20 protein-coding genes are annotated in these 23,210 nt (G+C 49.1%); 15 read left to right on the forward strand and 5 right to left on the reverse strand.

Annotation, left to right across the window (positions count from 1 at the left end):
- Positions 1–190: 190 nt before the first annotated feature.
- Complete coding sequence (locus AC50Y5_RS10165) at positions 191–2,443, reverse strand: heavy metal translocating P-type ATPase (RefSeq protein WP_494860273.1); 2,253 nt, start codon at positions 2,441–2,443, stop codon at positions 191–193.
- Positions 2,444–2,640: 197 nt separating this feature from the next.
- On the opposite strand from AC50Y5_RS10165, the gene AC50Y5_RS10170 reads away from it, so the two are divergent.
- From AC50Y5_RS10170 to thrS, 4 genes are all read left to right on the forward strand, one after another.
- A complete protein-coding gene (locus tag AC50Y5_RS10170; RefSeq protein WP_056040479.1) occupies positions 2,641–2,988 on the forward strand; it encodes a hypothetical protein in 348 nt (115 codons plus the stop codon).
- Positions 2,989–3,247: 259 nt separating this feature from the next.
- The gene (locus AC50Y5_RS10175; protein ID WP_056040477.1) at positions 3,248–4,456 is read left to right on the forward strand and encodes an MFS transporter; all 1,209 of its coding nucleotides are present in this window, start codon (positions 3,248–3,250) and stop codon (positions 4,454–4,456) included.
- Positions 4,457–4,519: 63 nt separating this feature from the next.
- Positions 4,520–4,738, forward strand: coding sequence for a hypothetical protein (locus AC50Y5_RS10180; protein WP_155973426.1), 219 nt, complete (start codon positions 4,520–4,522; stop codon positions 4,736–4,738).
- Between the two features lie 92 nt (positions 4,739–4,830).
- Complete coding sequence (gene thrS, locus AC50Y5_RS10185; RefSeq protein WP_494860276.1) at positions 4,831–6,789, forward strand: threonine--tRNA ligase; 1,959 nt, start codon at positions 4,831–4,833, stop codon at positions 6,787–6,789.
- A gap of 108 nt (positions 6,790–6,897) precedes the next feature.
- On the opposite strand, the gene AC50Y5_RS10190 is transcribed toward thrS, so the two are convergent.
- From AC50Y5_RS10190 to AC50Y5_RS10205, 4 genes are all read right to left on the reverse strand, one after another.
- The gene (locus AC50Y5_RS10190) at positions 6,898–7,662 is read right to left on the reverse strand and encodes a MerR family transcriptional regulator (RefSeq protein ID WP_056040471.1); all 765 of its coding nucleotides are present in this window, start codon (positions 7,660–7,662) and stop codon (positions 6,898–6,900) included.
- 222 nt (positions 7,663–7,884) lie between these two features.
- Positions 7,885–8,376: a DedA family protein gene (locus AC50Y5_RS10195; protein ID WP_056040469.1), complete on the reverse strand. Its 492-nt coding sequence runs from the start codon at positions 8,374–8,376 to the stop codon at positions 7,885–7,887.
- 7 nt (positions 8,377–8,383) lie between these two features.
- Positions 8,384–8,908, reverse strand: coding sequence for a CDP-diacylglycerol--serine O-phosphatidyltransferase (gene pssA, locus AC50Y5_RS10200; protein ID WP_056040466.1), 525 nt, complete (start codon positions 8,906–8,908; stop codon positions 8,384–8,386).
- 174 nt (positions 8,909–9,082) lie between these two features.
- Entirely contained in the window at positions 9,083–9,469 is a 387-nt protein-coding gene (locus AC50Y5_RS10205) for a DoxX family protein (protein WP_056040464.1), read from the reverse strand.
- Positions 9,470–9,650: 181 nt separating this feature from the next.
- On the opposite strand from AC50Y5_RS10205, the gene AC50Y5_RS10210 reads away from it, so the two are divergent.
- The 11 genes from AC50Y5_RS10210 to AC50Y5_RS10260 all read left to right on the forward strand — a co-directional run bounded on the left by AC50Y5_RS10210 (position 9,651) and on the right by AC50Y5_RS10260 (position 23,189).
- Positions 9,651–10,670, forward strand: coding sequence for a Gfo/Idh/MocA family protein (locus tag AC50Y5_RS10210; protein WP_494860712.1), 1,020 nt, complete (start codon positions 9,651–9,653; stop codon positions 10,668–10,670).
- Positions 10,671–10,869: 199 nt separating this feature from the next.
- Positions 10,870–11,598: a Crp/Fnr family transcriptional regulator gene (locus AC50Y5_RS10215; RefSeq protein ID WP_056040460.1), complete on the forward strand. Its 729-nt coding sequence runs from the start codon at positions 10,870–10,872 to the stop codon at positions 11,596–11,598.
- A gap of 284 nt (positions 11,599–11,882) precedes the next feature.
- Positions 11,883–12,950, forward strand: coding sequence for a LacI family DNA-binding transcriptional regulator (locus AC50Y5_RS10220; RefSeq protein WP_494860280.1), 1,068 nt, complete (start codon positions 11,883–11,885; stop codon positions 12,948–12,950).
- A 12-nt stretch (positions 12,951–12,962) separates the two neighbouring features.
- Positions 12,963–14,819, forward strand: a complete 1,857-nt coding sequence (locus AC50Y5_RS10225) for a sensor histidine kinase (RefSeq protein WP_056040456.1) — start codon at positions 12,963–12,965, stop codon at positions 14,817–14,819.
- Positions 14,820–14,850: 31 nt separating this feature from the next.
- A complete protein-coding gene (locus AC50Y5_RS10230; protein WP_494860288.1) occupies positions 14,851–16,359 on the forward strand; it encodes a response regulator transcription factor in 1,509 nt (502 codons plus the stop codon).
- A 134-nt stretch (positions 16,360–16,493) separates the two neighbouring features.
- Positions 16,494–17,372 (forward strand): carbohydrate ABC transporter permease, encoded by an 879-nt coding sequence (locus tag AC50Y5_RS10235; RefSeq protein ID WP_056040451.1) that lies wholly within the window; start codon positions 16,494–16,496, stop codon positions 17,370–17,372.
- 3 nt (positions 17,373–17,375) lie between these two features.
- Positions 17,376–18,212, forward strand: a complete 837-nt coding sequence (locus AC50Y5_RS10240) for a carbohydrate ABC transporter permease (protein ID WP_056040449.1) — start codon at positions 17,376–17,378, stop codon at positions 18,210–18,212.
- A gap of 76 nt (positions 18,213–18,288) precedes the next feature.
- A complete protein-coding gene (locus AC50Y5_RS10245; RefSeq protein ID WP_494860714.1) occupies positions 18,289–19,215 on the forward strand; it encodes a glycoside hydrolase family 113 in 927 nt (308 codons plus the stop codon).
- 15 nt (positions 19,216–19,230) lie between these two features.
- Positions 19,231–20,475 carry an AGE family epimerase/isomerase gene (locus AC50Y5_RS10250; RefSeq protein ID WP_494860291.1) on the forward strand — a complete coding sequence of 415 codons (1,245 nt, stop codon included), beginning with the start codon at positions 19,231–19,233 and terminating at the stop codon, positions 20,473–20,475.
- 52 nt (positions 20,476–20,527) lie between these two features.
- A complete protein-coding gene (locus AC50Y5_RS10255; RefSeq protein ID WP_494860293.1) occupies positions 20,528–21,733 on the forward strand; it encodes a glycoside hydrolase family 130 protein in 1,206 nt (401 codons plus the stop codon).
- 133 nt (positions 21,734–21,866) lie between these two features.
- Positions 21,867–23,189 (forward strand): ABC transporter substrate-binding protein, encoded by a 1,323-nt coding sequence (locus AC50Y5_RS10260; protein WP_056040445.1) that lies wholly within the window; start codon positions 21,867–21,869, stop codon positions 23,187–23,189.
- Positions 23,190–23,210 lie beyond the last annotated feature (21 nt).

A 23,210-nucleotide genomic window follows, 5' to 3' on the forward strand; every position in this document is an offset into this window, starting at 1 on the left:
TAAGAGAATAACCAATTAGTTAACTCAATATGTTATCTATAAGTTATGTTTGGCGTTGGATAATTTCGTTGTTTTTCTATATTCATAACGAAATAAGAGAGGAAAAAAGAAAAGGCAGAGGAGAGGGCCATGCGCGCCCGTTCCTCTGCCTTTTAAAAATGGCCAGCCAATCAACAACGAAAATTTGCCTCTATTTCAGCGGCTTGCTGCTGCTTAATTTTACCGCATGAGCTTTGCGCAGCGGAATGAGAATAGTCAAGCTGACCAAGGTGACGAAAATAGTGGCGCCCATATCGGATAAAATGGCAATCCACAGCGTGAGCCAGCCTGGTATGGTCAGCAGCAGCGCAAGCACCTTAAGCCCGAGTGAAACCGCAATGTTGAAGCGAATCACCCGGTTTACCTGCTTGGCAACGGATATAGCCTCGGGCAGCTTGCCCAAATGATCCTGCATGAGCACAATGTCCGCTGTTTCAATAGCGCTGTCTGTGCCCTTGCCCATGGCAATGCCAAGCTGGGCAGAGGCAAGAGCGGGAGCATCATTGATGCCGTCACCGATCATAGCGACTTTGCCGCTTTCCCCAAGCTCTTTAATGCGCGCTACTTTATCCTCAGGGAGCAACCCTGCGTAGAAAGTAGATACCCCGACAGCCGAAGCTACCTTATCGGCCGTTTTTTGGTGATCGCCCGTCAGCATGACCGTACGTTTAATGCCCTGCTGATGAAGCGCAGCAATGACCGCACGGCTTTCCTCGCGAATTTCGTCAGCGATTCCGAACACGCCAAGCACTCGATTGGCATTTGCAACAATGACGAGCGTGAGTCCAGACGCTTTCATCTGCTCGATCGTGTGGCGCACCTGATCAGGAAAGCTTAAATGCGCGATGCTTTTCTCATTGCCGAGCCAGTAGCGCTCTCCATCAATGACAGCTTCCATTCCACGGCCGGCTACATTGATCATTTCCTCTGGCTCTGGCAAGCTGACTCCGCTCACTTGTACAGTTTTCATAACCGCTTTAGCGAGCGGATGGGAGGAGGAGCGCTCCATCGCGCCGGCAACCTTATAGAAAAGCTGCTCTTCATAAACTTCCACCTGTACGACATGCGGCTCGCCTTTGGTTAAGGTGCCTGTTTTATCAAAGGCAATCGTATCGATTTTTCCAAGCTGCTCCAAATATACGCCGCCTTTAATTAAAATGCCGTTGCGCGCATTGCGCGTAATGCCCGAAACGATGGCGATGGGCGAAGACAGAATAAGGGCGCATGGGCAGCCAACAATCAGCACAGAAAGGCCTTGATAAAGCCATTTTGTCCAATCCCCTTGCAGCAGCAGAGGAGGGAGCAGAGCCACAAGCAAAGCAATGGCCATAATAATCGGCGTATAATATTTGGCGAATTTATTAATAAACAGCTCGGTTGGCGTTTTTGTTTCCTGGGCTTCCTCTACCAAATGCAAAATCTTCGCTAGCGAGGAATCTTCATAAGCTTTATCAATTCGAATGATCAGTACGCCTTCATTGTTAATGCTGCCGCCAAATACGGTATCCCCAGCTGCTTTGTCGACCGGAAGCGACTCGCCAGTAAGGGCAGCTTCGTTGACCGAGCTTTTCCCCTCCGTAACAGCACCGTCCGATGGGATTTTCTCGCCCGGCTTGACGCGGACGATGTCTTGCGCCTTCAGCGAGGTAATGGGAATAACCAATTCCTTTCCATCTATCAGCTTGGTCGCTTCCTTTGGCGCTACCTGCAGCAGCGTCTCCATTGAACGCCGCGCCTTCTCCATGCCGTAGCCTTCCAGCCATTCATTGACGCCGAACAATACGGCGACGAGCGTCGCTTCCTTCCACTCGCCGATGGCGATGGCGCCAACAAGCGCAATGGTCATTAGCGTATCAATGTTGAATTTTAACTTGAACAAATTGCGCAGTCCGCGCCAAAAGGTCGTATAACCGCTGATGGCAATGGCTGCCAAGTATAAAGCGATTAACAGTGGTGCGCTTAGCGCCTGCTCCAGCAGCAGCGCTCCGCCATAGAGTACGCCGGAAGCAAGCAGCAGCTTCAGCATATGGGAGTTTCCGCCTCCATGGCTATGATCATGTCCATGGTCGTCGTGAGCATGGCTGTCGCCATGCGAATGAGCAGCTTCCTCATGGCAATGACCGTCATGGCAAGCGTGGTCATGAGCCGAATGAGCATGAGAATCAGCGCTATGGGCCGATCCCGATCCTTTAACGGCAGCGGGAGCAGAAAGCTTCTCTAAATAAGCGCCTTCCGACTTCAAAATTTGTTCAACCTTCTGCATCGAAATTTGCGCATTGACAAGCAGCTTGCCCGAATTATAGCTGAGCTTGGCATCTTCGCCAAACGTCAATTTTTGAATTTCCGTCTCCATCGTATGGGCGCAATGGCCGCAGGTCAGACCTTTAACACGATACTCAACCATGATTCAGCCCTCTTTCCTATCAATGTATGAATAAGTGCTCATATATAAATAATATGCCTCGATGACAGCATCTGTCAAACCTATCTTTGCCAATTAGCTCCAGAATCATGAGGCAAAGCTGTTTAAAAGCAGATTATGCAAGACATGGAGCGGCGTGTCTAATGCATATAAATAGGGAGTAGAAGGAGCGTGATGAATTGAACGAGAAGGTGAAGAAATATTACCAGCTTAAGCAGAAGCAAAAGGAACTGGAGCAGGAGCTGGCTGGCCTGCGAACGGAAATTTTAGCTTATTGTGCAGAGCAGGAAGCAGGGGAGCTGACTGTAGGGCGCTATAAAGTAAAAATTGTCGCACAGGAGAGGCGGGAATACGATGAGGCGAAACTGCTTGCAGCACTTCCCGAGCCCGATGCCTGGCGCCTCGTTTCCAAAGTGGACCCAGCAAAGGTATCCAGCCTGCTGCAGCTAAACGTCATTAGTGAAACCAGTCTGCAGGATACCTTTACAACGAAAAAAATCTCTTTATTGCAGGTTGATAAACTATAATTTCCACCCAAAAAGGCGATTGCAACCGTTGGACTGAGATTGTTTATGCTTAGACTGCCAACGCTGCAAACGTCTTTTTTTATTTCTTTTCATAAATTAATTTCCATATATATCATAATGTAAATGGATTGCACGATTAAATAATAATCCGTTTAGCGGTATTTAGAATCCGTTTTAAGGTAGCCGCTATTTTCGCATTGGATTACGCTTTAAGCAGAGCAGCGCCAAAACAACAGCTGCGAAAGGAGAAGTGGTGAAAATGGTACGAATTAGACTCAGTATATTTTTTAGCGTTTTTGTTGCCATGGTTGGATTGATGATTATAGCTCCTGTCATGCCACCGCTTATCCGCGAATTGGGACTAAGCGAAACACACTCGGGCTTAATTATTTCCTTAGGTTCCATTGCCATGGCCGTGATGGCTCCGGTATGGGGGAGAAGAAGCGATTCGTTAGGGCGGAAGCCGGTCATTTTAATCGGTTTTATAGGCATGTTTGTCAGCTACATTTTGTTCACGGTCATCATGTATGCTGGGCTGTCGAAAATGATAAATGGAACGCTGCTGGTTGTGCTGCTGATCGCAGCGCGTGCGATGGTTGGACTATTCATTCCAGCCGTACCTTCGTCGGCACAAGCTTATATGGCGGATGTGACCGATGAAAAGGGGCGTTCGGCCGGCATGGCCTTAATCGGGGCTGCCAATGGGCTGGGACTGGTGCTCGGACCGGCAATTGCGGGTGTTTTTGTCCTGATTGGGCTGCTATGGCCGTTATATATCGGTGCTGCGCTGCCGCTTATTGCCTTTGTTGTCGTCCTCTTGTTAATTCCCGCTCAAAAACCGGTCATTCGAGAGAAGCCGCCCAAAGTTAATCCGTTCGCCAAAGGGCTTCGTCTGTATTTGTTTGCTGGACTTGCCACGATGCTGAGCATCGTCACTTTGCAAGTCATTGGCGGCTTTTATTTTCAGGATCAGCTCGCTTTGACGACGCAGGAAACCGCACGCGTGGTATCGCTTGGCCTCATATTTAGCGGAGTCGCGATGATTATTACCCAAGGGCTGCAAATGAAAAATACAAAATGGCAGCCAAAGCCGCTCATTCTTGCTGGCGCTTTGCTTTTGCTCGTCAGCATGGCTATTTTTCTTTTTGCTATGAGCTTAATTGGTTTTTATACGGCTTTCTTTATATTCGGAATTGGTGCGGGATTGATGATGCCGGGCTTTATGGCGGGCGCTTCGCTTTCCGTTTCACCAGAGCAGCAAGGCGGCGTCGCAGGCATGGTTGCATCGGTTCAAGGAGTGTCCGCTGTGATCGCGCCGATACTAAGCACGACCTTATATCAGGTGGATAAACATCTGCCTTTTATCGCGGTTGCCGCGATTGTGCTCATTATGGGAATTACACTGCTTTCCGTGAAAAATAAAGCGGCTGCAGGCCAGCCAGCCTCCGAAAAACATTTTTCTACTTGACTTTTTTAAACCAGCAGTCGTAATATAATACCTACATCTTCATAACTGGCATTGACCAAAGACATGATTCCAATTTCGGGCCGCCCAGAGAGAGAAGCGATTGCTGCAAGCTTCTTCGGATACCGGATATGGTTTTACCCCTTTGCAGCCGTGCTGCTGAACCCGCTCCCTTGTGCGAAAGTAAGCTTCACCGCTTTATCTGCGATAACGGATACCAATAAGGGCCTTTTATCCGGGGCGCTGCAGCAAGGGCTGTGGCAAGCTGGCGATAAGGTCGAATAAGGGTGGAACCACGAGCCGAACGCACTCGTCCCTTTCCGGGATAGAGGCGTTTTTTTTGCGTTCATAAATAGGCAGAAGTGGAGGCTCAAGCGATGAAAAATCAAAGCGAAAATCAAAATCACATACAAATCAAGCTGCCGGATGGCGCAATTAGAAGGTGCCCAGTTGGGACAACAATGGAACAGCTCGCTGAATCAATCAGTCCTGGGCTGCGAAAAAAAGCCGTCGCTGGCAAAATCAATGGGGAAGCTGTTGATTTAAGCTATTCCATAGAGGCAGACAGCGACGTGGAAATCATTATTTTGGACAGTCCGGAGGGGCTGGAAATTTATCGGCACAGCACAGCGCATCTTTTGGCGCAGGCATTGAAGCGGCTGTATGGCAAGCAAGAGGTTCAGCTCGGAATTGGGCCTGTCATCAGCGACGGTTTTTATTATGATATTGCCATTGCAAGCCCGCTGCCGAATGAACAGCTCGCCGTCATTGAGCAGGAGATGGCCCGAATTGCAGAGCAAAATCTGCCGATCGTTCGCCGTGTTGTCAGCCGGGAGGAAGCGCTGCAGCTATTTGAGCAGCTAGAGGAGCCGCTAAAAGTCGAGCTGATTCAAGCTTTGCCGGAAAATGCTGTTATTTCGCTTTATGAACAGGGCGAATTTATCGATTTATGTCGCGGGCCGCATTTGCCAGCAACTGGCTGGATTAAGGCGTTCAAGCTGCTGCACACAGCGGGAGCCTACTGGCGTGGTGATTCCAATAACCAAGTGCTGCAGCGCATTTATGGCACAGCGTTTCCGAAAAACAAGCAGCTGGAGGAGCATCTCCATATGCTCGAAGAAGCGAAAAAGCGCGATCAGCGCAAGCTGGGCAAGGAGCTAGGGCTATTCATGTTTTCGGAGGAAGCGCCTGGCATGCCGTTTTATTTGCCGAATGGCATGATTATACGTAATGAGCTGGAGGAACTGGAGCGCGGCATTCATCGCGAACGGGCCTATGATGAGGTTCGTACACCGCTGATGCTGAACAATCGGCTATGGGAGCAGTCCGGTCATTGGGAGCATTACAAAGACAATATGTATTTTACAAATGTTGATGACTCGGTTTTCGCCCTCAAACCGATGAATTGTCCGGGACATATGCTCATATTTAAAAATGAGCTCCGTTCTTACCGAGATTTGCCGATCCGCCTTGCCGAGTATGGACAGGTGCATCGCCATGAATTTTCCGGGGCGCTCAATGGCATGATGCGGGTGCGGACGTTTTGTCAGGATGATGCGCATTTATTCGTCCGGCCCGATCAGATCGAGGAGGAAATCGCTAAAGTAATGGCGCTCATTGACGATATTTATTCGATCTTTGGCTTTACTTATCGGGTGGAGCTGTCCACTAGGCCAGCCGATTCCATGGGCTCGGCACAATTATGGGATCAAGCGGAGGAAGCACTCAAAAATGTGCTGGTCCAGCAAAATGTCCCTTATATGCTCAATGAAGGGGACGGCGCCTTTTATGGGCCGAAAATCGACTTCCATATTCGCGATGCGCTTGGCCGCAGCTGGCAATGCGGAACAATCCAGCTTGATTTTCAAATGCCTGAAAAGTTTGATTTGACTTATATCGGCGAGGATGGCGGAAAGCACCGTCCTGTCGTCATCCATCGTGCCGTATATGGCTCCATTGATCGGTTTATGGGCATATTGACAGAGCATTTCAGCGGCGCATTCCCGCTGTGGCTCGCACCCGTACAGGTGAAGCTGCTTCCTGTTTCAATCGTACATTTGGATTATGCCCTGCAAGTCAAGCAACAGCTTCTGAAAGCAGGCCTTCGTGTGCAAGTCGATGCTCGCAGCGAAAAGCTTGGCTACAAAATTCGGGAGGCGCAGCTGGCGAAGGTGCCTTATACGCTCGTAATCGGGGACCAGGAGGCGAGCGAAGGGACGGTTTCGGTTCGCAGGCGCGGCGTGAATGAGCAGCAGGGGATGTCCATCGCACAGCTAGTGGAGCTGCTTTCCCGGCAAGTTGCAGCTAAAGAGCTGAACGCTAACGAGAGCGTATAGCGGACTTGTGCTGCCGGACTTTCTACTGGCGATAAGCTAAAAAGCAGGAAAGAGCTAAAGGACGGCATCCAGGCTATAAAGCTTGGTGTGCCGTCCTTTTTCATTGGATTAAGAGGGCTGCCTTGTGTAAACGAGCACCGCATCGCGTAAAAATGCAGCAGAACCGGGCTGCTTCTCATCATAATAGGCAGTGAAGCGCTCATCGTCAACGTACATTTGGGCAACGCCAGCATGCGCTTCCTTCGAATAGCTGCCCCAGTAGAAGCTCAGCCATTGCTTGTGCAAGTCAGCTGCTTTCTGTGCCAGCTCGCCCGCAGGATCACCTGTCAGGAAGGCTGCCGCCAGCGTCGTCAGCACATCCTCGCCGAGCTTTTCCACTTCAGCGTGCTGCGCTTCTGTCATATTTTTAATAGCATCGTTTGAGCGGTTGACGGCTGCTTCCCCATATTTGGCCCTGATTTCTTCGCCATACTTGGCCTCATTGTCATCCAGCAGCTGCTGCTTGAAGCCTGCGAACTTTTCTTTATCGTTCATCGTTTGTTTCCCTTCCTTCTGCAATAATGTTTGGTCGAGATTGGCAATGAGCTGATCGAGCTGCTGCCTGCGCTCAAGCAGCTTGCTGCGATGCTCCAGCAGTGCCGCATGAACGTCGAAATTAGGCGACGTAATAATCGCTTTAATTTCCTCCAAGGTGACGCCAAGCTCCTTGTAAAATAAAATTTGCTGGAGCAGCTCTACCTCGCTCAGTCCATAAATCCGATACCCTGAAGAGTTGATGCGTGCCGGCTTCAATAGGCCGATTTCATCATAATAACGCAGCGTTCTCGTACTAACGCCAGCCAAATAGCCTAGCTTCTGAATGGTGTATTCCATATGCTCACCTCCTGACAAATTTATCGTACACGTTGACGGCGCGTGAAGGTCAACCGTTATTTTTCCCTGATGGAGAAGGACACTTAAAAAGCATCTGAATCCGCTATAATGAAGAGGTAATGGGAAGATTTACTTGGCCTGAAATACAACCAAAAGCCCCGTCAGAAGAGAGTGTTCTTCTGATGGGGCTTAATCGTTTTGATTTTACATTTATGTTTTGATTTAAAATTTAATGCTGGCGCCTAGAAAGTAGCCGATCGTAACAAAAATAAGCACCCATGTAAGTGAGCCGAGACTCGTAATGAGCAAATACTTGCGGAAAGGCATTGAAGTAATGCCGGAAATGTAGCTGGTCATGCTCCTAACACCCGGAATGAAATAGCCGAAAAACAGCGTCCATATGCCAAAGCGGGCAAACCAGCCCTTTACCTTTTCAAAACGTTTGGTTGTGAGTCCGACCCACTTGCCATGCTTGTCGATTAAAGGCTGTCCAAATGTTTTGCCCAGCGTGTAGCTTAAAAGCATGCCCGTTATAGCTCCCGTGAAACTAACCAGCAAGGAAATGGAATAATTTAACACCATAATCGAACATAAATATCCGATAAATAACATTAATAATTCGTCTGGAACCGGAAGCCCGATAATGCCGAGAGCAAGCAGCCCGAAGACGGCGTAATACCCGTACTGAGAAATCATTTCTATGGCAAAAGTCATAACCGGCTCACTTCCTTGCGTAGTCTTTTTTGAAGGCGGGAAATGGAATTCGGCTGACCATTAAGACAGAAAGCAGACCCATTAAGGCGAGAGCAGCAGCAGGCTTCATTTGACTATTTAAAAAAGGAGCAAGCGCCAAAATAACCCCGGCGGCTGTAATCGGCAAACCAACAAAACCTTTCACTTGGCCTTTTATATTGAATCTTGCCAGACGCAGCGCGCCGCAAGCTAGAAATAATACAGCGGCAATCGGCCCTAGCCACAATGAACCGTCGAGCTTGTACAGCAGGACCAGAAATACAGGCGCGATTCCAAAGGAGACCAGATCAGCCAGCGAATCCAGCTGTTTGCCGAAGTCGCTTGCACAATGAAGCCATCTGGCAAGCAGTCCATCAAGTACATCCCATAAAGCTGCCGTCATAACCATGGCGAAAGCAAGCTTATACTCGGCTTTTATCGTAAAAAGTAAAGACAATGTCCCGGCTCCCAAATTCAATAATGTACAGAGGGAGGGCAGCCAGTTTTTATTCATGTCAATCAGCCCCTTGATGAATGAAATCCTTTTTTTACTTGCAGGTTAATAATGTAACAGGCGGCTGTGACTTTTATGTGTCCACTTGTCCCTCTTTTATATCTTTAACGACAAAATCCCTATTAATTCACTTTATTAAACGACAATGTTAAATTTTAATGTCGATTTTCATCTTTACATAAATGAATAGGCGCCTCCGCCAGCAAGGGCGACACCAAGCAGCGATGCCATCATCACTAAATTGTACTCAAACCCGCCGTTAACCGACCAGAGTCCTTTGCTGCCATGTACTTTGACGATGGCAACAATCATCGTCAAAATCAGCAGCACTGCACCCGCCACAACCGATAGACCGGAAGCAAATAATACTCCGCCGATCAGCTCGGCAAGTCCAGCGCATACGACCATCATTGCGCCAGGACGGAGGCCAATCGCCTCAAAAAAACCAGCTGCTCCTTGAATCCCTTCGCCGCCGAACCAGCCGAACAGCTTCTTGCAGCCATGGCCAATCATAAGGAGTCCAATAACTAAACGGATTATTAATAACCCTAAATCTAACATTTATAAATCATCCTTCCTCGTATACATACGCCATTACACTCGTTCTAAGGAGCAATCATACTGAAATCTCATTTTTAAGTCAATATCGTGCAGAAAATAATTTATTTTTTCCGCTTGCTTGTATCAGAGTATGGAAATGTGCTAATGTCGTTGTCGATATGATGAACAGGAGAGATAAATGATGAGCCAAGCAAAACTTTGTTTTATCGGTGCAGGCTTTCATGCCTCGACGAATATTTTTCCATCCGCAGTAGAAGCAGGAGCTGAAATTGCAGCAGTATCCACCCGAAGCCTGGAGCGTTCGCAAGCCGCGCTTACACGCTTCGGCAGCAGCGGCACACCGTATGATGACTACAAGCAAATGCTGCAAAATGAAGAGTGCGATGGCGTTATTGTTGTAGCCCAGCCTGGCGATCAAACGGAAATCGTTATGGACTGCATTAGAGCGGGTAAACATGTATTCGTCGACAAGCCGCTAGGCTGGACTGCCGAAGAAGCGGCAGCCATTGCGGAAGCAGCTGAGAAGGCTGGCGTCGTGCTGATGGTCGGCTTTATGAAACGTTATGCCCCGATCTATCTGAAGCTTCAAGAGCTGATTGAGTCTGGCGAGCTCGGAGCAGCGCGCTCGTTCCAAATTCGTTTTGCCTGCGATAGTACAGGCTTTAGCAAAAACGAGGAGCAATTCCTAAAGCTTGCTGCCATCCATCTCGTTGATCTCATGCGCGGCTTGTTTGGCGAAGTGGCGCAAGTTGCAGGGTTTAACAACAATTTGGGCGAAAATATATCCCAGTCGTTTTCTTTGAAATTCGACAACGGTATTTCCGGCAGCGTTTATTTTGCAGGCATGACCGCTTGGTCGAGCGAAAGTGAAAGCGTGCTGGTTACCTTCGACAACGGCCATGTCGTAGCCGAAGATTCCAAAAAGCTGTCGATTCACAAGTCGCTTATGTCTGGCTCCTCGTCGTACCAGACGCTGTCCGAGGAAACAACGGTGCTGACGCCGTCGATTTCCACGATGTCCGGCTGCTTTGGCGACCTATACGCGCGCGGCTTTGTCGGTGAAATGGCCCATTTCATCGCCTGCTGCAAGCAAAATTTGACGCCGAATTCGAGTGGTCGGGACAACATTGGCACAATGGATTTATGCGACCGTATTTTGGGAGCGCTGAACTCCAGCATGAATGCTTCCAGCTCCGTCTAAAAGTTTGAAAAAGCCTTGATTGCCGCGATGATTCGCGGCTTTTTTGCTGTCTTTTTGCCATGCAGGCCTCAGCATTCAGTATGAGAGCAAGTGACGGCTGAAAAAACTTTGCCAAAAAGGACATATGTCCTTTTTAAAAGGGTAAAATAGGTTTACATTTAAGAAACTGAGGATGAGCGACAGCAGAGAAGGTGCCATATTGCGTACAGAATTGCGTACAGATACAGATTCCATTGAACGGATCATTCAGGGACATGGCTGGCTGAAGGAGATGTTTGAGGAGCTTCCGAAGCAGGTGCAGAACTGCTGGGAAGTGCGCCGCTTTCATCCGGGCGAGACAGTATGTGATCAAGCCAGCGACATGGTCTATGTGTATATTTTGATTTCCGGCGAGCTTGCCGTAGAACGAAAGCTATCTGACGGAAAAATGTTCCGGCTCGCCATGCTGATGCCAGGTGACGTTATTGGCGATATTGAGATTAGCCTAGATATGCCGTTTATTAATCAGGTCGAGACGACACGCGAGTCTACGCTGCTTGCCCTCGATAAGCAGCGCTTCAAAAAGTGGGTCATCAACAGTCCCGCTTTTCTGCACCGATTGAACGATCAGCTAGCGAATAAGCTTTTCCAGCAGGGGAGAAAGACGCTTGAAAACAGCTTTTATTCAATGGAGCATAAGCTGCTGGCCTATTTTTACGAGGCATTGGGCCATGCTGATTTTCAGAAAAAGCCCGTGTTTGAGCTCTTTGCCACTCGTGAGGAAATGGCGCGGCAGCTTGGCGTAGCGGTGCGCAGTGTCAATCGAATTATGAAAATGCTGAAAGAAGAGAAGCTATTCGTCGTAAAAAAAGGGCGATTGCTGTTTACCCAACAAAGCAAGCAGTCGATTGAGCAAAAGCTGAACAGCAGCAACCGCGCGATGTTTTAATAAATGGGGATAGCACAGAATGGACGGCGTTAAATGCTGCTAGCATTTAGGCTTGCCATTTGAACAGTGTGCGACGTGTTTCTTCTATATATAATAGAGTGCTGTTAGAGAGGCCTAATTTATCATTTTGATCTGCTGAAAGATCCGCTGCTGAAGCGGGTCTTTTTTATTTTGCAAACAAGCTTTTCAGGAAGTCGTTCGTATGCTAATGTTAGCTTATAAATGATTAACGAAACCTAACAAAACTAACCGATATCTCTATTTTAACTAAAGGATGTGCAGCTATGGCTAACAAGGTGACGATGCAGCAAATTGCTGACTATTTAAATGTTTCAAAATTCGCTGTTTCTAAAGCGCTTTCAGGAAAGCCGGGCGTTAGTGCGGAGACGCGCGAGAAAATAGTCAGCGTTGCCACGCAGCTCGGCTATTTTTCCGGACAGAAGCTCAAAGCTCCTTCCGCCAGCTTAAGCGGCGACAAAGCAAGCGAGCGTCAAACACGCGATACAGTCATTTTGCTTGTGCCTAACGTGAGATACCAGACGCGGGACTCTTTTTTCTGGGGCAAAATTTTGGATGGCATTACGATGGAGCTGGAGGAGCGGGAAATTGGCACGATGATGATTACGGAGCAGTTCAAAAATCATTTCTCGCAGTTCATTAACCCGAGCAGCATTTGCGGCATTATTGGCGTTGGCCAAATCACCTCGCAAATGCTGCTTGAAATTAGAAGTCTGGGCATTCCTTTCGTGCTGGTGGATCATGAAGACCCGCTGATTCCGTCGGATACGCTCTTTATGAACAATATGGAGTGCATGCGCAGAGTGACCAATTATTTAATCGGCTGCGGTCACCGCAAGCTGCAATTTGTCGGCAACACTCACTATTCGCGCAGCTTTCTTGACCGTTTTCTCGGGTATAGCTCCATGCTGGAGGAGCATGGGCTTGTGCAAGAGCAGGAGTCTGCGCTGTTGACGTTCGAGGGAAATAACCGATCAGAAATGACAGAGGCACTGGAGCTGATTGTGAAAAAAATGGTCCAGGAAGCAGCGCTGCCGACCGCCTTCATTTGCGCCAATGATTCCATTGCCATCTGCATCATGACGGTGCTGGCTAAGCTACATGTTGCCGTTCCTGGCGAATGCTCCGTTGTCGGCTTTGACAATATTGAGGATGCGGCTTGGTCAAAGCCTACGCTCAGCACCGTCGATGTGCAGAAGGAGGCTTTCGGCCGCCGTGCTGTGGAAATGCTGCTGCGCCGGCTGAAGCACCCGAGCAGCCCGCAAGAGAAAATTTTGCTGTCGGGCGATTTCGTCATGCGTGAATCGACTTCCAGCTCCATGACGCAAAGCTAAGGGGCGAATGCGATGGGAGACTCGAAATTTGGGCTGCGGCGCTGGACTTTCTTTCCGGCAACCCGCATGGAAGCAAAGCTGTTTATCGTGTTCGTGCTGCTGATCATTATTCCGGTTGGCGGGCTTACTTATATTTCTTCGCTGCGTTATACGAATACGATTGAGAAAAATACAGTCACCTATGCAGCGGAAATTTCCGACAAAATGGTCAGCAAGCTCGACGATTATACGAAGGATATGAAAAAAATTTCGATTATACCTTCTTATCTCGGCGAAATTCAGGAGGGGCTTAAGCTCTCTAATCATTATTATTCGCAGGTGGAGGCCGAAACGGGAGGCAATCCTAATCTGCATGACGGAAAAAATATACAAATGAAGCTGCAAATCCAGCGCAAAATCGAAAGCAGCATTTATTTTATGAACAATATTAAGGAAGGCGCCAGCAGCGTTTATTTATTTGATGCGTACGGCAATCCCTATTATGTCATGAAGAGCGGGGGAGCCCGCGCCAATCTGCCTGAGTTTTATAATCGCTGGCATGAAACCGCTGCTGCTGCAAATGGCAAGCCTGTGCTGATCAGCACGCAGGAGGTAAGCGGCGATACGAATCGCAAGCGGTATGTATTCACGATCGTACGCAATATTATTGACAGCACCTACCACTCCGTCGGCATAATTGCGGTCGATGCCAGCATTGAAGTCATTGAGAACGTTGTGAATGATCTGGATGAGACGACGAAAGGCACAACGCTCATATTGGATGAGGCGGGTACCGTTATTTATGACAGCGAGCAAGCCTTTCTTGCTGAAAATTTATCCGGCGATGCGCTGCTCCAGCAGGCAGAAGGACAAAACGGCAGCTACATCGTCGATAAAAATGGCAAGGAGCAGCTCGTCATTTATCGTAAATCCGAGGAATCCGGCTGGCTCACTCTTATTCTCATTCCGAAGGAGCAGGTGGAGGCCGAAGCGATTCAGACGCGTAATTACACGGCAGCGGCAGCAATCGCCATTATGACGCTGGCTCTGCTCATTTCGATTGTGCTGATTTTTGCGCTGACGAAGCCGATGCGCGAAATGGTGAAGCTGATGAAGCAGGTACAGGCGGGCAATCTCGATGTCGCCTTTCCGGTGCGCCGCCGCGATGAAGTCGGCATGCTTGGCAATGCCTTTAACCGCATGATGGTGAGAATCCAGCTGCTGATTGAAAACATTTACCGCATGGAGCAGCGTAAAAACCAGATCGAGCTGGAGAGCTTGCAGCGCCAGATTAATCCTCATTTTATATACAATACGCTGGAGTCGATTCGGATGACCGCTGTGCTGAACGATGATCCTGAGGCAGCTGAGATGGTCCAGCTTCTTGGGCAGCAGCTCAGGTACAGCATTCATGCAGGAGATGAAACGGTGACGGCCAGCCAGGAATTTGAGCATTTGCGCATGTATATGCGGCTGATTAACGACCGCTTCGGCGATCGGTTTCAACTGGAGCTTCCGGAGGGAGAAGCAGCCTGGGGCATAAGGGTTATGAAGCTGCTGTTCCAGCCCATTGTGGAAAATGCCGTCAACCATGCGTATGAGGATTCACGGGAAACGATGCTCATTCGCATTGACTGGGGAATCGTCGGCAGAGAGCAGTGGTTTACCGTTGCCGATGATGGCTGCGGGATGGAGGAAGCACAGCTGCTTCGGGTACGCAATGCCTTGTCTGCTGCCGAGCCGCTAGAGCCAAACGGAAGAGGCATTGGACTGCGCAATGTGCATGAGCGCCTGAAGCTGCGTTTTGGCGTCAGCTATGGCTTAACGATCGACAGCGAGCAGGGGAAGGGAACACGGGTAACGATTCGGATGCCGCTGGAACAGGAATGAAAAGCGCAGCGAAAAGGAAGGAGTGGCAACGATGAATATAGTTGTTGTAGACGACGAGGAACGAATTAGGCTGGGATTATGCAAGCTCATTGAGCAGGCAGGCGAGGAATACCGAATTATTGGCGCATTTGGCAGCGGGCAGGAGCTGCTTGACCAACTGGATCATCTTAATCCCGATTTTGTGCTGACGGATATAAAAATGCCGCAGATGACAGGGCTCCAGCTCATTGCCAAAGTAAAGAAGCTAGGTAAAAATATTAAATTTGCTGTGCTGAGCGGATTTAATGATTTCGAATTTGCCAGAGAATCGCTGCGGCAGGGAGCAGAGGATTATTTGTTGAAGCCAGTAAACCTGGATGAGCTCATTCGCCTGCTCGCCAAGGTGAACAGCAAGGTGAAGCAGGAGCGCAGCCGCAGCCGTCTGGAGTCGGGCGATTTAATTAGCCTGCTGCTTTATGCGGATGAGAAGCAGCTCCCTTCCTATGTCGTAGAGGATGTATGCGGAACGCTCGATCAGCTGCCCTTGTTTTTCCATCACTACGCGGTGCTGCTATTAACGACTTCCCCAGAGCTGGACGAAGTTCAGTTGGAGCGGTTTATGGCTGACTGGCTGCGTGAGCGAATGATTATTACTGGTGAAGGCGGCAGACGGATTATCCTCATTGCCATTCACGATTCCGACCATGTCGAGACCGTCAGGGAGCTCGCTGTTATACTGCTTCAGCGAATGCCAGCCTTTACGCGTGCAAAAGTAGGCTTCAGCAGCATTTTCCGTGGCAGCAGCTGGCTGACAAATGCTTATAGCGAAGCTTTTTCCGCCTATCAGCATGCTTGGTATAATACGGAGCCGCGCTGGTGCTCCGGCGCTGTTAGCCGTGTTGCACCTGTTGATCATTTGCTGCGTTTGACGCATATTGTGGGCAAGGAGCTGCTGCCGGCACTGCAAATGAATGATTTCGCCTTGGCGCAGACTGCATTTGACAGCTGGCTGCAGGAGGCTGCCGCCCAGCGCATTTGCTGGAAGGAGCTGCAGGAGGCATGCTTTGGCATTAGAGCACTCATTGCCGAGGAGCTGAAAAAACGCAGCGTTCAGCTTGCATATGGGCAGGTGAATATGCCGATCGACCCGGAAGCTAGCGAAAATTGGGAAGCTTTCGCCCAAAGTATGCGGACGGGCATGGAGGAAATTAGCGCCTTGCTAGGCAGCGCGCGATCGGATAATAGAGCTATAGATAAAGTTAAATCGTATATCCAGCAGCATTTTACCGAGGAGCTTGAGCTGCAGCGCCTTGCGGATATTGTATATTTGACGCCAAGCTATTTAAGCAAGCTGTTCAAGACGGAGACGGGCGAGACGATTACCGACTACATGATTTCTGTACGGATTGAGGCAGCAAAGCAGCTGCTGCGGCAGGAGCAGGGGCTGAAAACGTATATGGTCGGTGAGCGGGTAGGGTATGCCGATCCGGCTTATTTCACTAAAGTGTTCAAAAAAATGACCGGCCTAACACCGAAGGAATATCGCGATAAAGTTAGGTGAAGAAAGTTAGGTTCCCGTTATCCAAATTGAAGACAATAAAACATAACAAAGACCATTATAATCGGGCCCGGCATCTCCTATAATGATGAAAACGCTAACAATGGTGTTCATTAAAAGAAAGCGAGGGTGGCCTTATGCATCAGTTCTCTTACAAAACGCAGCGATATTTAATTTTGTTCGGGTTTTTGACAATTCCCGTCCTACTGTCGCTGACCTTCTCGTATTACCCGGCCGTATCTTTGCTGTATTACAGCTTGACGGATTGGAGCGGTCTTGGCTGGGATATGAATTTTATTGGCCTCGACAACTACAAGGAGATTTTCACCAAGCCCGAAGTATTCGGAGCACTTAAAAACAATGCTTATTATTTCATCGGTGGTTTAATACAAGTCGTCTTTTCCTTGTATTTTGCCGTCATATTGACTGGCAAGCTGCGGGGACGCAATGGGTTTCGGGTCATTTTGTTTCTGCCCTATGTGCTGCACAGCGTAGCAACGGTCATTATGTTCAAAAACGTTTACCATGTGGAATACGGCTCGCTAAACACGCTCCTTGGGGCCATTGGACTTGAATCATGGCAGCAAAGCTGGCTGGGCGATAAGCATTTGGTCAACTTCTCGCTTGCCTTCATCTCCATGTGGAAGTATATGGGGCTGAACATGGTTATTTTCATCGGCGCCTTGCAGTCGATTCCAGACGATTTGTATGAAGCAGGTTCGATCGATGGCGCATCGGGCTGGCAGAAGTTCAGGTTCATCACGCTGCCAAGCATTCGCAAAGTGCTGGAGCTCATGCTTATTTTAACGCTGACAGGAGCGCTTGAAGCATTCGATATTCCTTATGTCATGCTGCTAGGTGCGAACGATACGTCAACCTTCGTCATTAAGACGGTGGATACGGCATTTAAATATCAAAACTTCGGCCTTGCCTCGGCGATGGCGGTTGTGCTGCTATTGATGGTTCTGCTCTTTATCGTTATTCAGCGCAAATTTTTGTTCAAAGGAGGGGAATAGAGGATGGGGCAGAGTAGAGAAGGTTCACCGTTATTTACAATTTTCAAATATGTGACGCTGGTTCTTGCGCTGTTCGTCGTCTTATTCCCACTGTACTCCATTGTAACCGGGGCGTTTAAGACACAGGTCGAGTATTATCAATCCGGCCTTGCTTTGCCAGCAAACTTCTTGAATTTTGATAATTTTCAAAAGGTGTTCGACATCGGCAAGCTCGGGCTTGGCTTCCGCAATATTGCGATCATTTTGGTCATCGCTGTAGCGGGCAACATTATGTTCGGCACGATGGTGGCGTACGCGCTGGGAAGATTTGATTTTAAGCTGAAAAAGGGAATTATGGGCATGTACCTCGTGGCCCAAGTCATTCCTATGGTTACGACGCAGGTTGCTACATTTAGCGTCATTAAGTATTTCTCGCTTTACAACACGATGGGTGCGCCAATCATTCTTTATTTGGGAGCCGACGTGCTGCAAATCGTCATCTATTTGCAATTCGTCAACAGTATTCCGAAAGATTTGGACGAAAGCGCAATGATGGAAGGCGCATCGCTGTTTAAAATTTATCGCTCGATTATTTTCCCGCTGCTCGGGCCAGCAACAGCGACGCTCGTTATTTTGAAGACGATCTCGATTTACAATGACTTTTACACGCCTTATCTGTATATGCCAAGCCAGAAGCTAAAGGTTGTATCGACGGCTATTTATGCCTTTGTCGGGCCGAATGCCGCTCAACTGAACGTGATATCCGCGGGCATTTTAATAATTTTCATTCCGACGGTAGCGATTTTCCTCTCGATGCAAAAGTTTATTTTCGCCGGGGTAACGAGCGGTGCGGTCAAATAACAGGGCGATCCAATACAAGGTTAGCGAATTGAAGGGGGAAGCACATTTGCAGCAGTGGAATGAGCAGGTTTTTGGAATGACGTGGGGCTGGACGGGAGTTCGTGGTACGTGGGCGGGGCCTGCGGCGGCGGCTTCCATCGCTGAAATGGCCAAGCTGAACGTTAACTGGACGGCGATTGCGTTCGCAGCAGTTCAAGATACGCCGCAATCGACGGAAATTCCCTATTGGAGCGAGCCGACGGTTAGTGATGAGGAAATACGCTGGGCGATTCGCGAGGCGAAAAGGCACGGCATTAAAGTATGCCTCAAGCCAGTAGTCAATGTTGGAAATGGCACTTGGCGGGCACATATCGGCTTCTTCGACCAGGACACGCCAGGGGAGCCGAGCTGGGGGGAATGGTTCGCTTCCTACGGAAAATTCATTGCCTATTATGCAGCGATAGCCGAGGAAGAGGGCTGCGAAATGTTTTGCATCGGCTGTGAAATGGTCCAGACGGACAAACGCGAGCAGGAATGGCGCGATTTAATTGCTTTGGTACGGACGCTATACAGTGGACCTATTACTTATAACTGCGATAAATATCAGGAAGAGCGAGTGGGCTGGTGGGATGCCGTCGATATTATTTCGTCCAGCGGCTATTATCCGATTGATCAATTCGAGGAGCAGCTTGATCGTATAGAGGCGGGCATTGCGAAGTGGAATAAGCCGTTTTTCTTCATGGAGGCGGGCTGTCCGAGCCGTGATGGCTCGGCTGCAAAGCCGAATGACTGGTCGCTGCCAGGCGCGCCGTCTGAAATCGAGCAGGAGCGTTATTATGAAGCGATGTTTGCTGCTTGTGCCCAGCGCGATTGGATGCTCGGCTACATGCTGTGGGATTGGCCAGCTCAGCTTTACGATGCGAAAGATGCTGCCCGCAACGATGATTATTGCATGTATGGCAAACGTTCGGCAGCGGTCATCCGCGCTTACTATGCCAAGGGACAAGGACAGCCAGTAAGCTAGGGAGGCGAAAGAAAAATGAGCAACGTAACAGGAACGCAAAACATGCTGGATTTTGTAGAGTGGCAAAAATCGCTGACGGAGGAAGTGCGCGAGCAAATTCTTGGCTTCTGGATGAAGCATGCGGTAGATGAGAAGAACGGCGGATTTATTGGACATATGGCAAGCGACGGGTCCATTTCGGAAAATGCAGATAAGGGCCTCGTGCTCAATGCACGGATTTTGTGGTCATTCTCGTCAGCGTACCGCATTTATAAGGAAGCGCCTTATTTGGAATTGGCAGAGCGGGCTTTGGGTGCGCTGCGGGAACATTTTCACGATCAGGAGTATGGCGGTTTGTATTGGATGGTCGATAAGGACGGGCAGCCGGTTCAGACGAAAAAGCAAGTATATGGGCAGGCCTTCGTTATTTATGCGCTAGCGGAATATGTACGGGCTACTGGCAAGCAGGACGTGCTGCCGTGGGCAGAGGAAATTTACAGATTGCTGGAGAAGCATGCCTTTGATCCGGTTCATCTGGGCTATATTGAAGCGCTGGCGCAAAACTGGCAGGAAACGGATGATTTGAGCCTCAGCGGCAAGGATCTCAATGAGCGGAAATCGATGAACACGCATTTGCACGTTCTGGAAGCTTATACGAATTTGTATCGGGTATGGAAGCCGGAAGGGCTTCGCGACAAGCTGAAGACGCTCATAGAGCTGCATTTGGATTACATCATTGATCCGCAAAGTCATCACTTTAAGCTGTTTTTTGATGATGCATGGAACTCCAAATCCCGCCATGTCTCGTATGGCCACGATATTGAAGGAAGCTGGCTGCTGTGGGAGGCGGCTGAAGTGCTGGGCGATAAAGCGCTTGAGGAACGCGTGCGGGAAGCTGCTATTCAAATGGCGCACGTGACGCTTGCCGAGGGCGTAGATGTGGATGGCGGCGTTTATAATGAAGCCGACGGAGACGGACATCTGGATGCAGCGAAGGATTGGTGGCCGCAGGCGGAAGCGATGGTTGGGTTTCTGAATGCTTATGAGCTGACGCAGGAGGAGCGGTATTTGAATGCCGCTTGGGGCAGCTGGCAGTTCATTGCAGCTTGCGTATCCGATAAAGAGACAGGCGAGTGGCACTGGCAAGTATCCCGTGAAGGTGTGGCAGATACAAGCTATCCAAAAATCGATCCATGGAAATGCCCGTACCACAACAGTCGGGCTTGCTTCGAAGCTATCGAGCGCTTGGAACGAATTAAAATTAATGGCATTAATAATTAATGGACATAAATAAAGCAGACATAAATAAGACATGAATAATAAGGAGGCCCTTATGAATCAATGGTTGGAACAGCTTAAAGCAATATCGGATCGGCATGAGCAGCTGCTTCATGCGCCTAATAAACAAGTTCAGCAGTCCAATGGAGTATTTGCAAGATTCGAGCATCCCGTTATTACGAATGAGCACACGCCTCTGTACTGGCGTTATGATTTGGACCCGGAGACTAATCCGTATTTAATGGAGCGAATTGGTGTTAATGCCGCTTTCAATCCGGGAGCCATTGAGCTGGGTGGGAAGTTTTATTTGATGGTTCGGGTAGAGGGTGCTGACCGCAAATCCTTTTTCGCAGTTGCTGAAAGCGACTCTCCCGCAGAAGGCTTCCGCTTCTGGGATTATCCCGTGCTGCTGCCGGAAACGGAAGATCCGGATATAAACGTGTATGATATGCGGCTTGTAAAGCATGAGGATGGCTGGATTTACGGGTTGTTCTGCACCGAGCGCAAAGATCCGGAAGCGCCAGCTGGCGATACGTCAAGCGCGGTTGCCCAAGGCGGCATTGCCCGCACGAAGGATTTGCGCACCTGGGAGCGTCTGCCGGATCTTGCTTCTCCGTCGCCACAGCAGCGAAATGTCGTGCTGCACCCTGAATTTGTCGATGGTAAATATGCCTTTTATACGCGTCCTCAGGACGGCTTTATTAATACAGGCGCAGGTGGCGGCATCGGCTGGGGCTTGTCGGAGAGCATGAATCCGGCAGTCATCGCCGAAGAAACAATCGTCGACAGCAAGCTTTACCACACGATTAAAGAAGTGAAAAATGGACAGGGTCCAGCGCCGCTAAAAACGGCTGAAGGTTGGCTCCATATTGCTCACGGTGTGCGCAATACAGCGGCAGGACTTCGTTACGTCCTGTATGCCTTCATGACGGATTTGAATGATCCGAGCAAAGTTACGTACGCACCAGGTGGTCATTTGCTTGCCCCAGAGAAGATTGAACGGATAGGCGATGTATCCAATGTCGTATTTTGTAATGGCGCTGTCCAGCTTCCGGGCGGCGAAGTGTACATTTATTATGCTTCCTCCGATACAAGAGTACATGTTGCTGCAACGAGTATCGGCCAGCTTGTCGATTATGTGAAGCAAACGCCGCCGGATCTTCTGCGTTCCCGGGCAAGCGTCGAGCAGCGCACGGAGCTGATCAGCCGCAATCTCCAATTGATGGAGCAGGCGGAATACGCTTTTCTGCGCCGCAGCTAAGCAAACTAACAAACGTTGACGCTGTTAGCATAATTCATGACAATAAAAACAAAACAGCGTCATATTATTTTGCTTTCATAGCGTATATGATTACGATGTAAGCGATACCAAATATGACTCAGGGGGAAACAAAATGAAAAAAAGCTTGGCTTTATCTTCCGCAATTTTATTGATGACTTCCATTCTCGCTGCCTGTGGCGGCAATAATACGCCGGCCGAAAGCGCTCCAGCAGCCTCTGCTTCGGCAAGCCCTAGCGATTCCGCGGCAAGCCCGGAAGCAAGCGCAGCTAGCGAGCTGAGCGGCAAAATTAAAGTTTTGACGCATCGTACCGATTTTCTCAACGATGGGACGCTAGATAAATACGCAGCAGCTTTTAAAGAAAAATATCCGAAAGCTGAAATTGAGTTTGAAGGCTTGACGAACTATGCGACAGACATCCAAGTTCGCCTAACAACGGGCGAAGCAGGCGACGTATTGATGCTTCCGGCTGGACTTGCCGTTTCGGAATATCCGAAATATTTTGAACCGCTGCCGGATGATTTTTTCACCAATACTTTTTTCGCTGACCTGTCGCTGTTCGATGGCAAACGTTATGGATTGTCGACCGGCGTAAATACGCAAGGGATCGTGTATAACAAAAAAGCTTTTGCAGCAGCAGGCATCGATAAAGTTCCAGCTACGCTTGATGAGCTGTATGCGGATGCGGAAAAGCTGAAAGCTGCAGGCATCATTCCACTTTATATGAACTATGGCGCACAATGGCCAATGGGCAACTGGGGTGACGGCTCTGCATGGTACGTTGCGGGCGATCCGCAGTTTGTATCCAAGCTCGTAACAGATGAAGCACCATTCAAAGTGGACAACGCTTGGGGTATTCTTGCCAATATCGGCCGTACTTTCATTGAAAAAGGCTGGGTTGAAAAAGATCTGTCGACAAACAACTGGGAAATGTCGAAAGGCGAGGTTGCATCGGGTAAAGCGGCTATGTACTTCCTTGGCAACTGGGTCATTCCACAAATCGTAGGCGCTGGCGCATCGTCAGACGACATTGGCTTCTTCCCGCTTCCATACGACAATAGCGGCAAATACAATGCACCGCTTGGTTCGGATTATTTGGTTGGCGTAAGCAAAGACAGCAAAAACAAAGAGCTTGCGACAGCTTGGGTCAACTTCTTCGTGAAAGAGTCCGGTTATGTAGAGCAATCCGGATTCATGCCAATCGACAAGTCGGCACAGTCGACAATTGCTCAATTGGCTGAGTTCCAAGCAACTAACCCAACACTGCTGGAAAGCGAAGCTACAGATCCAAAATTCAATGAAATTGCCAATAAAGCGCAAATCGGCATCGGTACTGGCAACTATGTACAAGAGTATCTGGTTGCTGACGATCTGCAAGCAGCTTTCGACAAGCTGAATGCGAAATGGAAAGAAGCTAAAACAGCTTTGGGCTACTAAGTATAGCAGCTTCCACTAGCT

The sequence above is a fragment of the Paenibacillus sp. JT22N7 genome (genome assembly GCF_059383875.1).

Bases quoted from the DNA above. Each gene is read 5' to 3' on its own strand.
- AC50Y5_RS10165 (WP_494860273.1), bottom strand. From the start codon at position 2,443: ATGGTTGAGTATCGTGTTAAAGGTCTGACCTGCGGCCATTGCGCCCAT.
- AC50Y5_RS10175 (WP_056040477.1), top strand. From the start codon at position 3,248: ATGGTACGAATTAGACTCAGTATATTTTTTAGCGTTTTTGTTGCCATG.
- AC50Y5_RS10180 (WP_155973426.1), top strand. From the start codon at position 4,520: ATGATTCCAATTTCGGGCCGCCCAGAGAGAGAAGCGATTGCTGCAAGC.
- thrS (WP_494860276.1), top strand. From the start codon at position 4,831: ATGAAAAATCAAAGCGAAAATCAAAATCACATACAAATCAAGCTGCCG.
- AC50Y5_RS10190 (WP_056040471.1), bottom strand. From the start codon at position 7,662: ATGGAATACACCATTCAGAAGCTAGGCTATTTGGCTGGCGTTAGTACG.
- AC50Y5_RS10195 (WP_056040469.1), bottom strand. From the start codon at position 8,376: ATGACTTTTGCCATAGAAATGATTTCTCAGTACGGGTATTACGCCGTC.
- pssA (WP_056040466.1), bottom strand. From the start codon at position 8,908: ATGAATAAAAACTGGCTGCCCTCCCTCTGTACATTATTGAATTTGGGA.
- AC50Y5_RS10205 (WP_056040464.1), bottom strand. From the start codon at position 9,469: ATGTTAGATTTAGGGTTATTAATAATCCGTTTAGTTATTGGACTCCTT.
- AC50Y5_RS10210 (WP_494860712.1), top strand. From the start codon at position 9,651: ATGAGCCAAGCAAAACTTTGTTTTATCGGTGCAGGCTTTCATGCCTCG.
- AC50Y5_RS10220 (WP_494860280.1), top strand. From the start codon at position 11,883: ATGGCTAACAAGGTGACGATGCAGCAAATTGCTGACTATTTAAATGTT.
- AC50Y5_RS10225 (WP_056040456.1), top strand. From the start codon at position 12,963: ATGGGAGACTCGAAATTTGGGCTGCGGCGCTGGACTTTCTTTCCGGCA.
- AC50Y5_RS10230 (WP_494860288.1), top strand. From the start codon at position 14,851: ATGAATATAGTTGTTGTAGACGACGAGGAACGAATTAGGCTGGGATTA.
- AC50Y5_RS10235 (WP_056040451.1), top strand. From the start codon at position 16,494: ATGCATCAGTTCTCTTACAAAACGCAGCGATATTTAATTTTGTTCGGG.
- AC50Y5_RS10240 (WP_056040449.1), top strand. From the start codon at position 17,376: ATGGGGCAGAGTAGAGAAGGTTCACCGTTATTTACAATTTTCAAATAT.
- AC50Y5_RS10245 (WP_494860714.1), top strand. From the start codon at position 18,289: ATGACGTGGGGCTGGACGGGAGTTCGTGGTACGTGGGCGGGGCCTGCG.
- AC50Y5_RS10250 (WP_494860291.1), top strand. From the start codon at position 19,231: ATGAGCAACGTAACAGGAACGCAAAACATGCTGGATTTTGTAGAGTGG.
- AC50Y5_RS10255 (WP_494860293.1), top strand. From the start codon at position 20,528: ATGAATCAATGGTTGGAACAGCTTAAAGCAATATCGGATCGGCATGAG.
- AC50Y5_RS10260 (WP_056040445.1), top strand. From the start codon at position 21,867: ATGAAAAAAAGCTTGGCTTTATCTTCCGCAATTTTATTGATGACTTCC.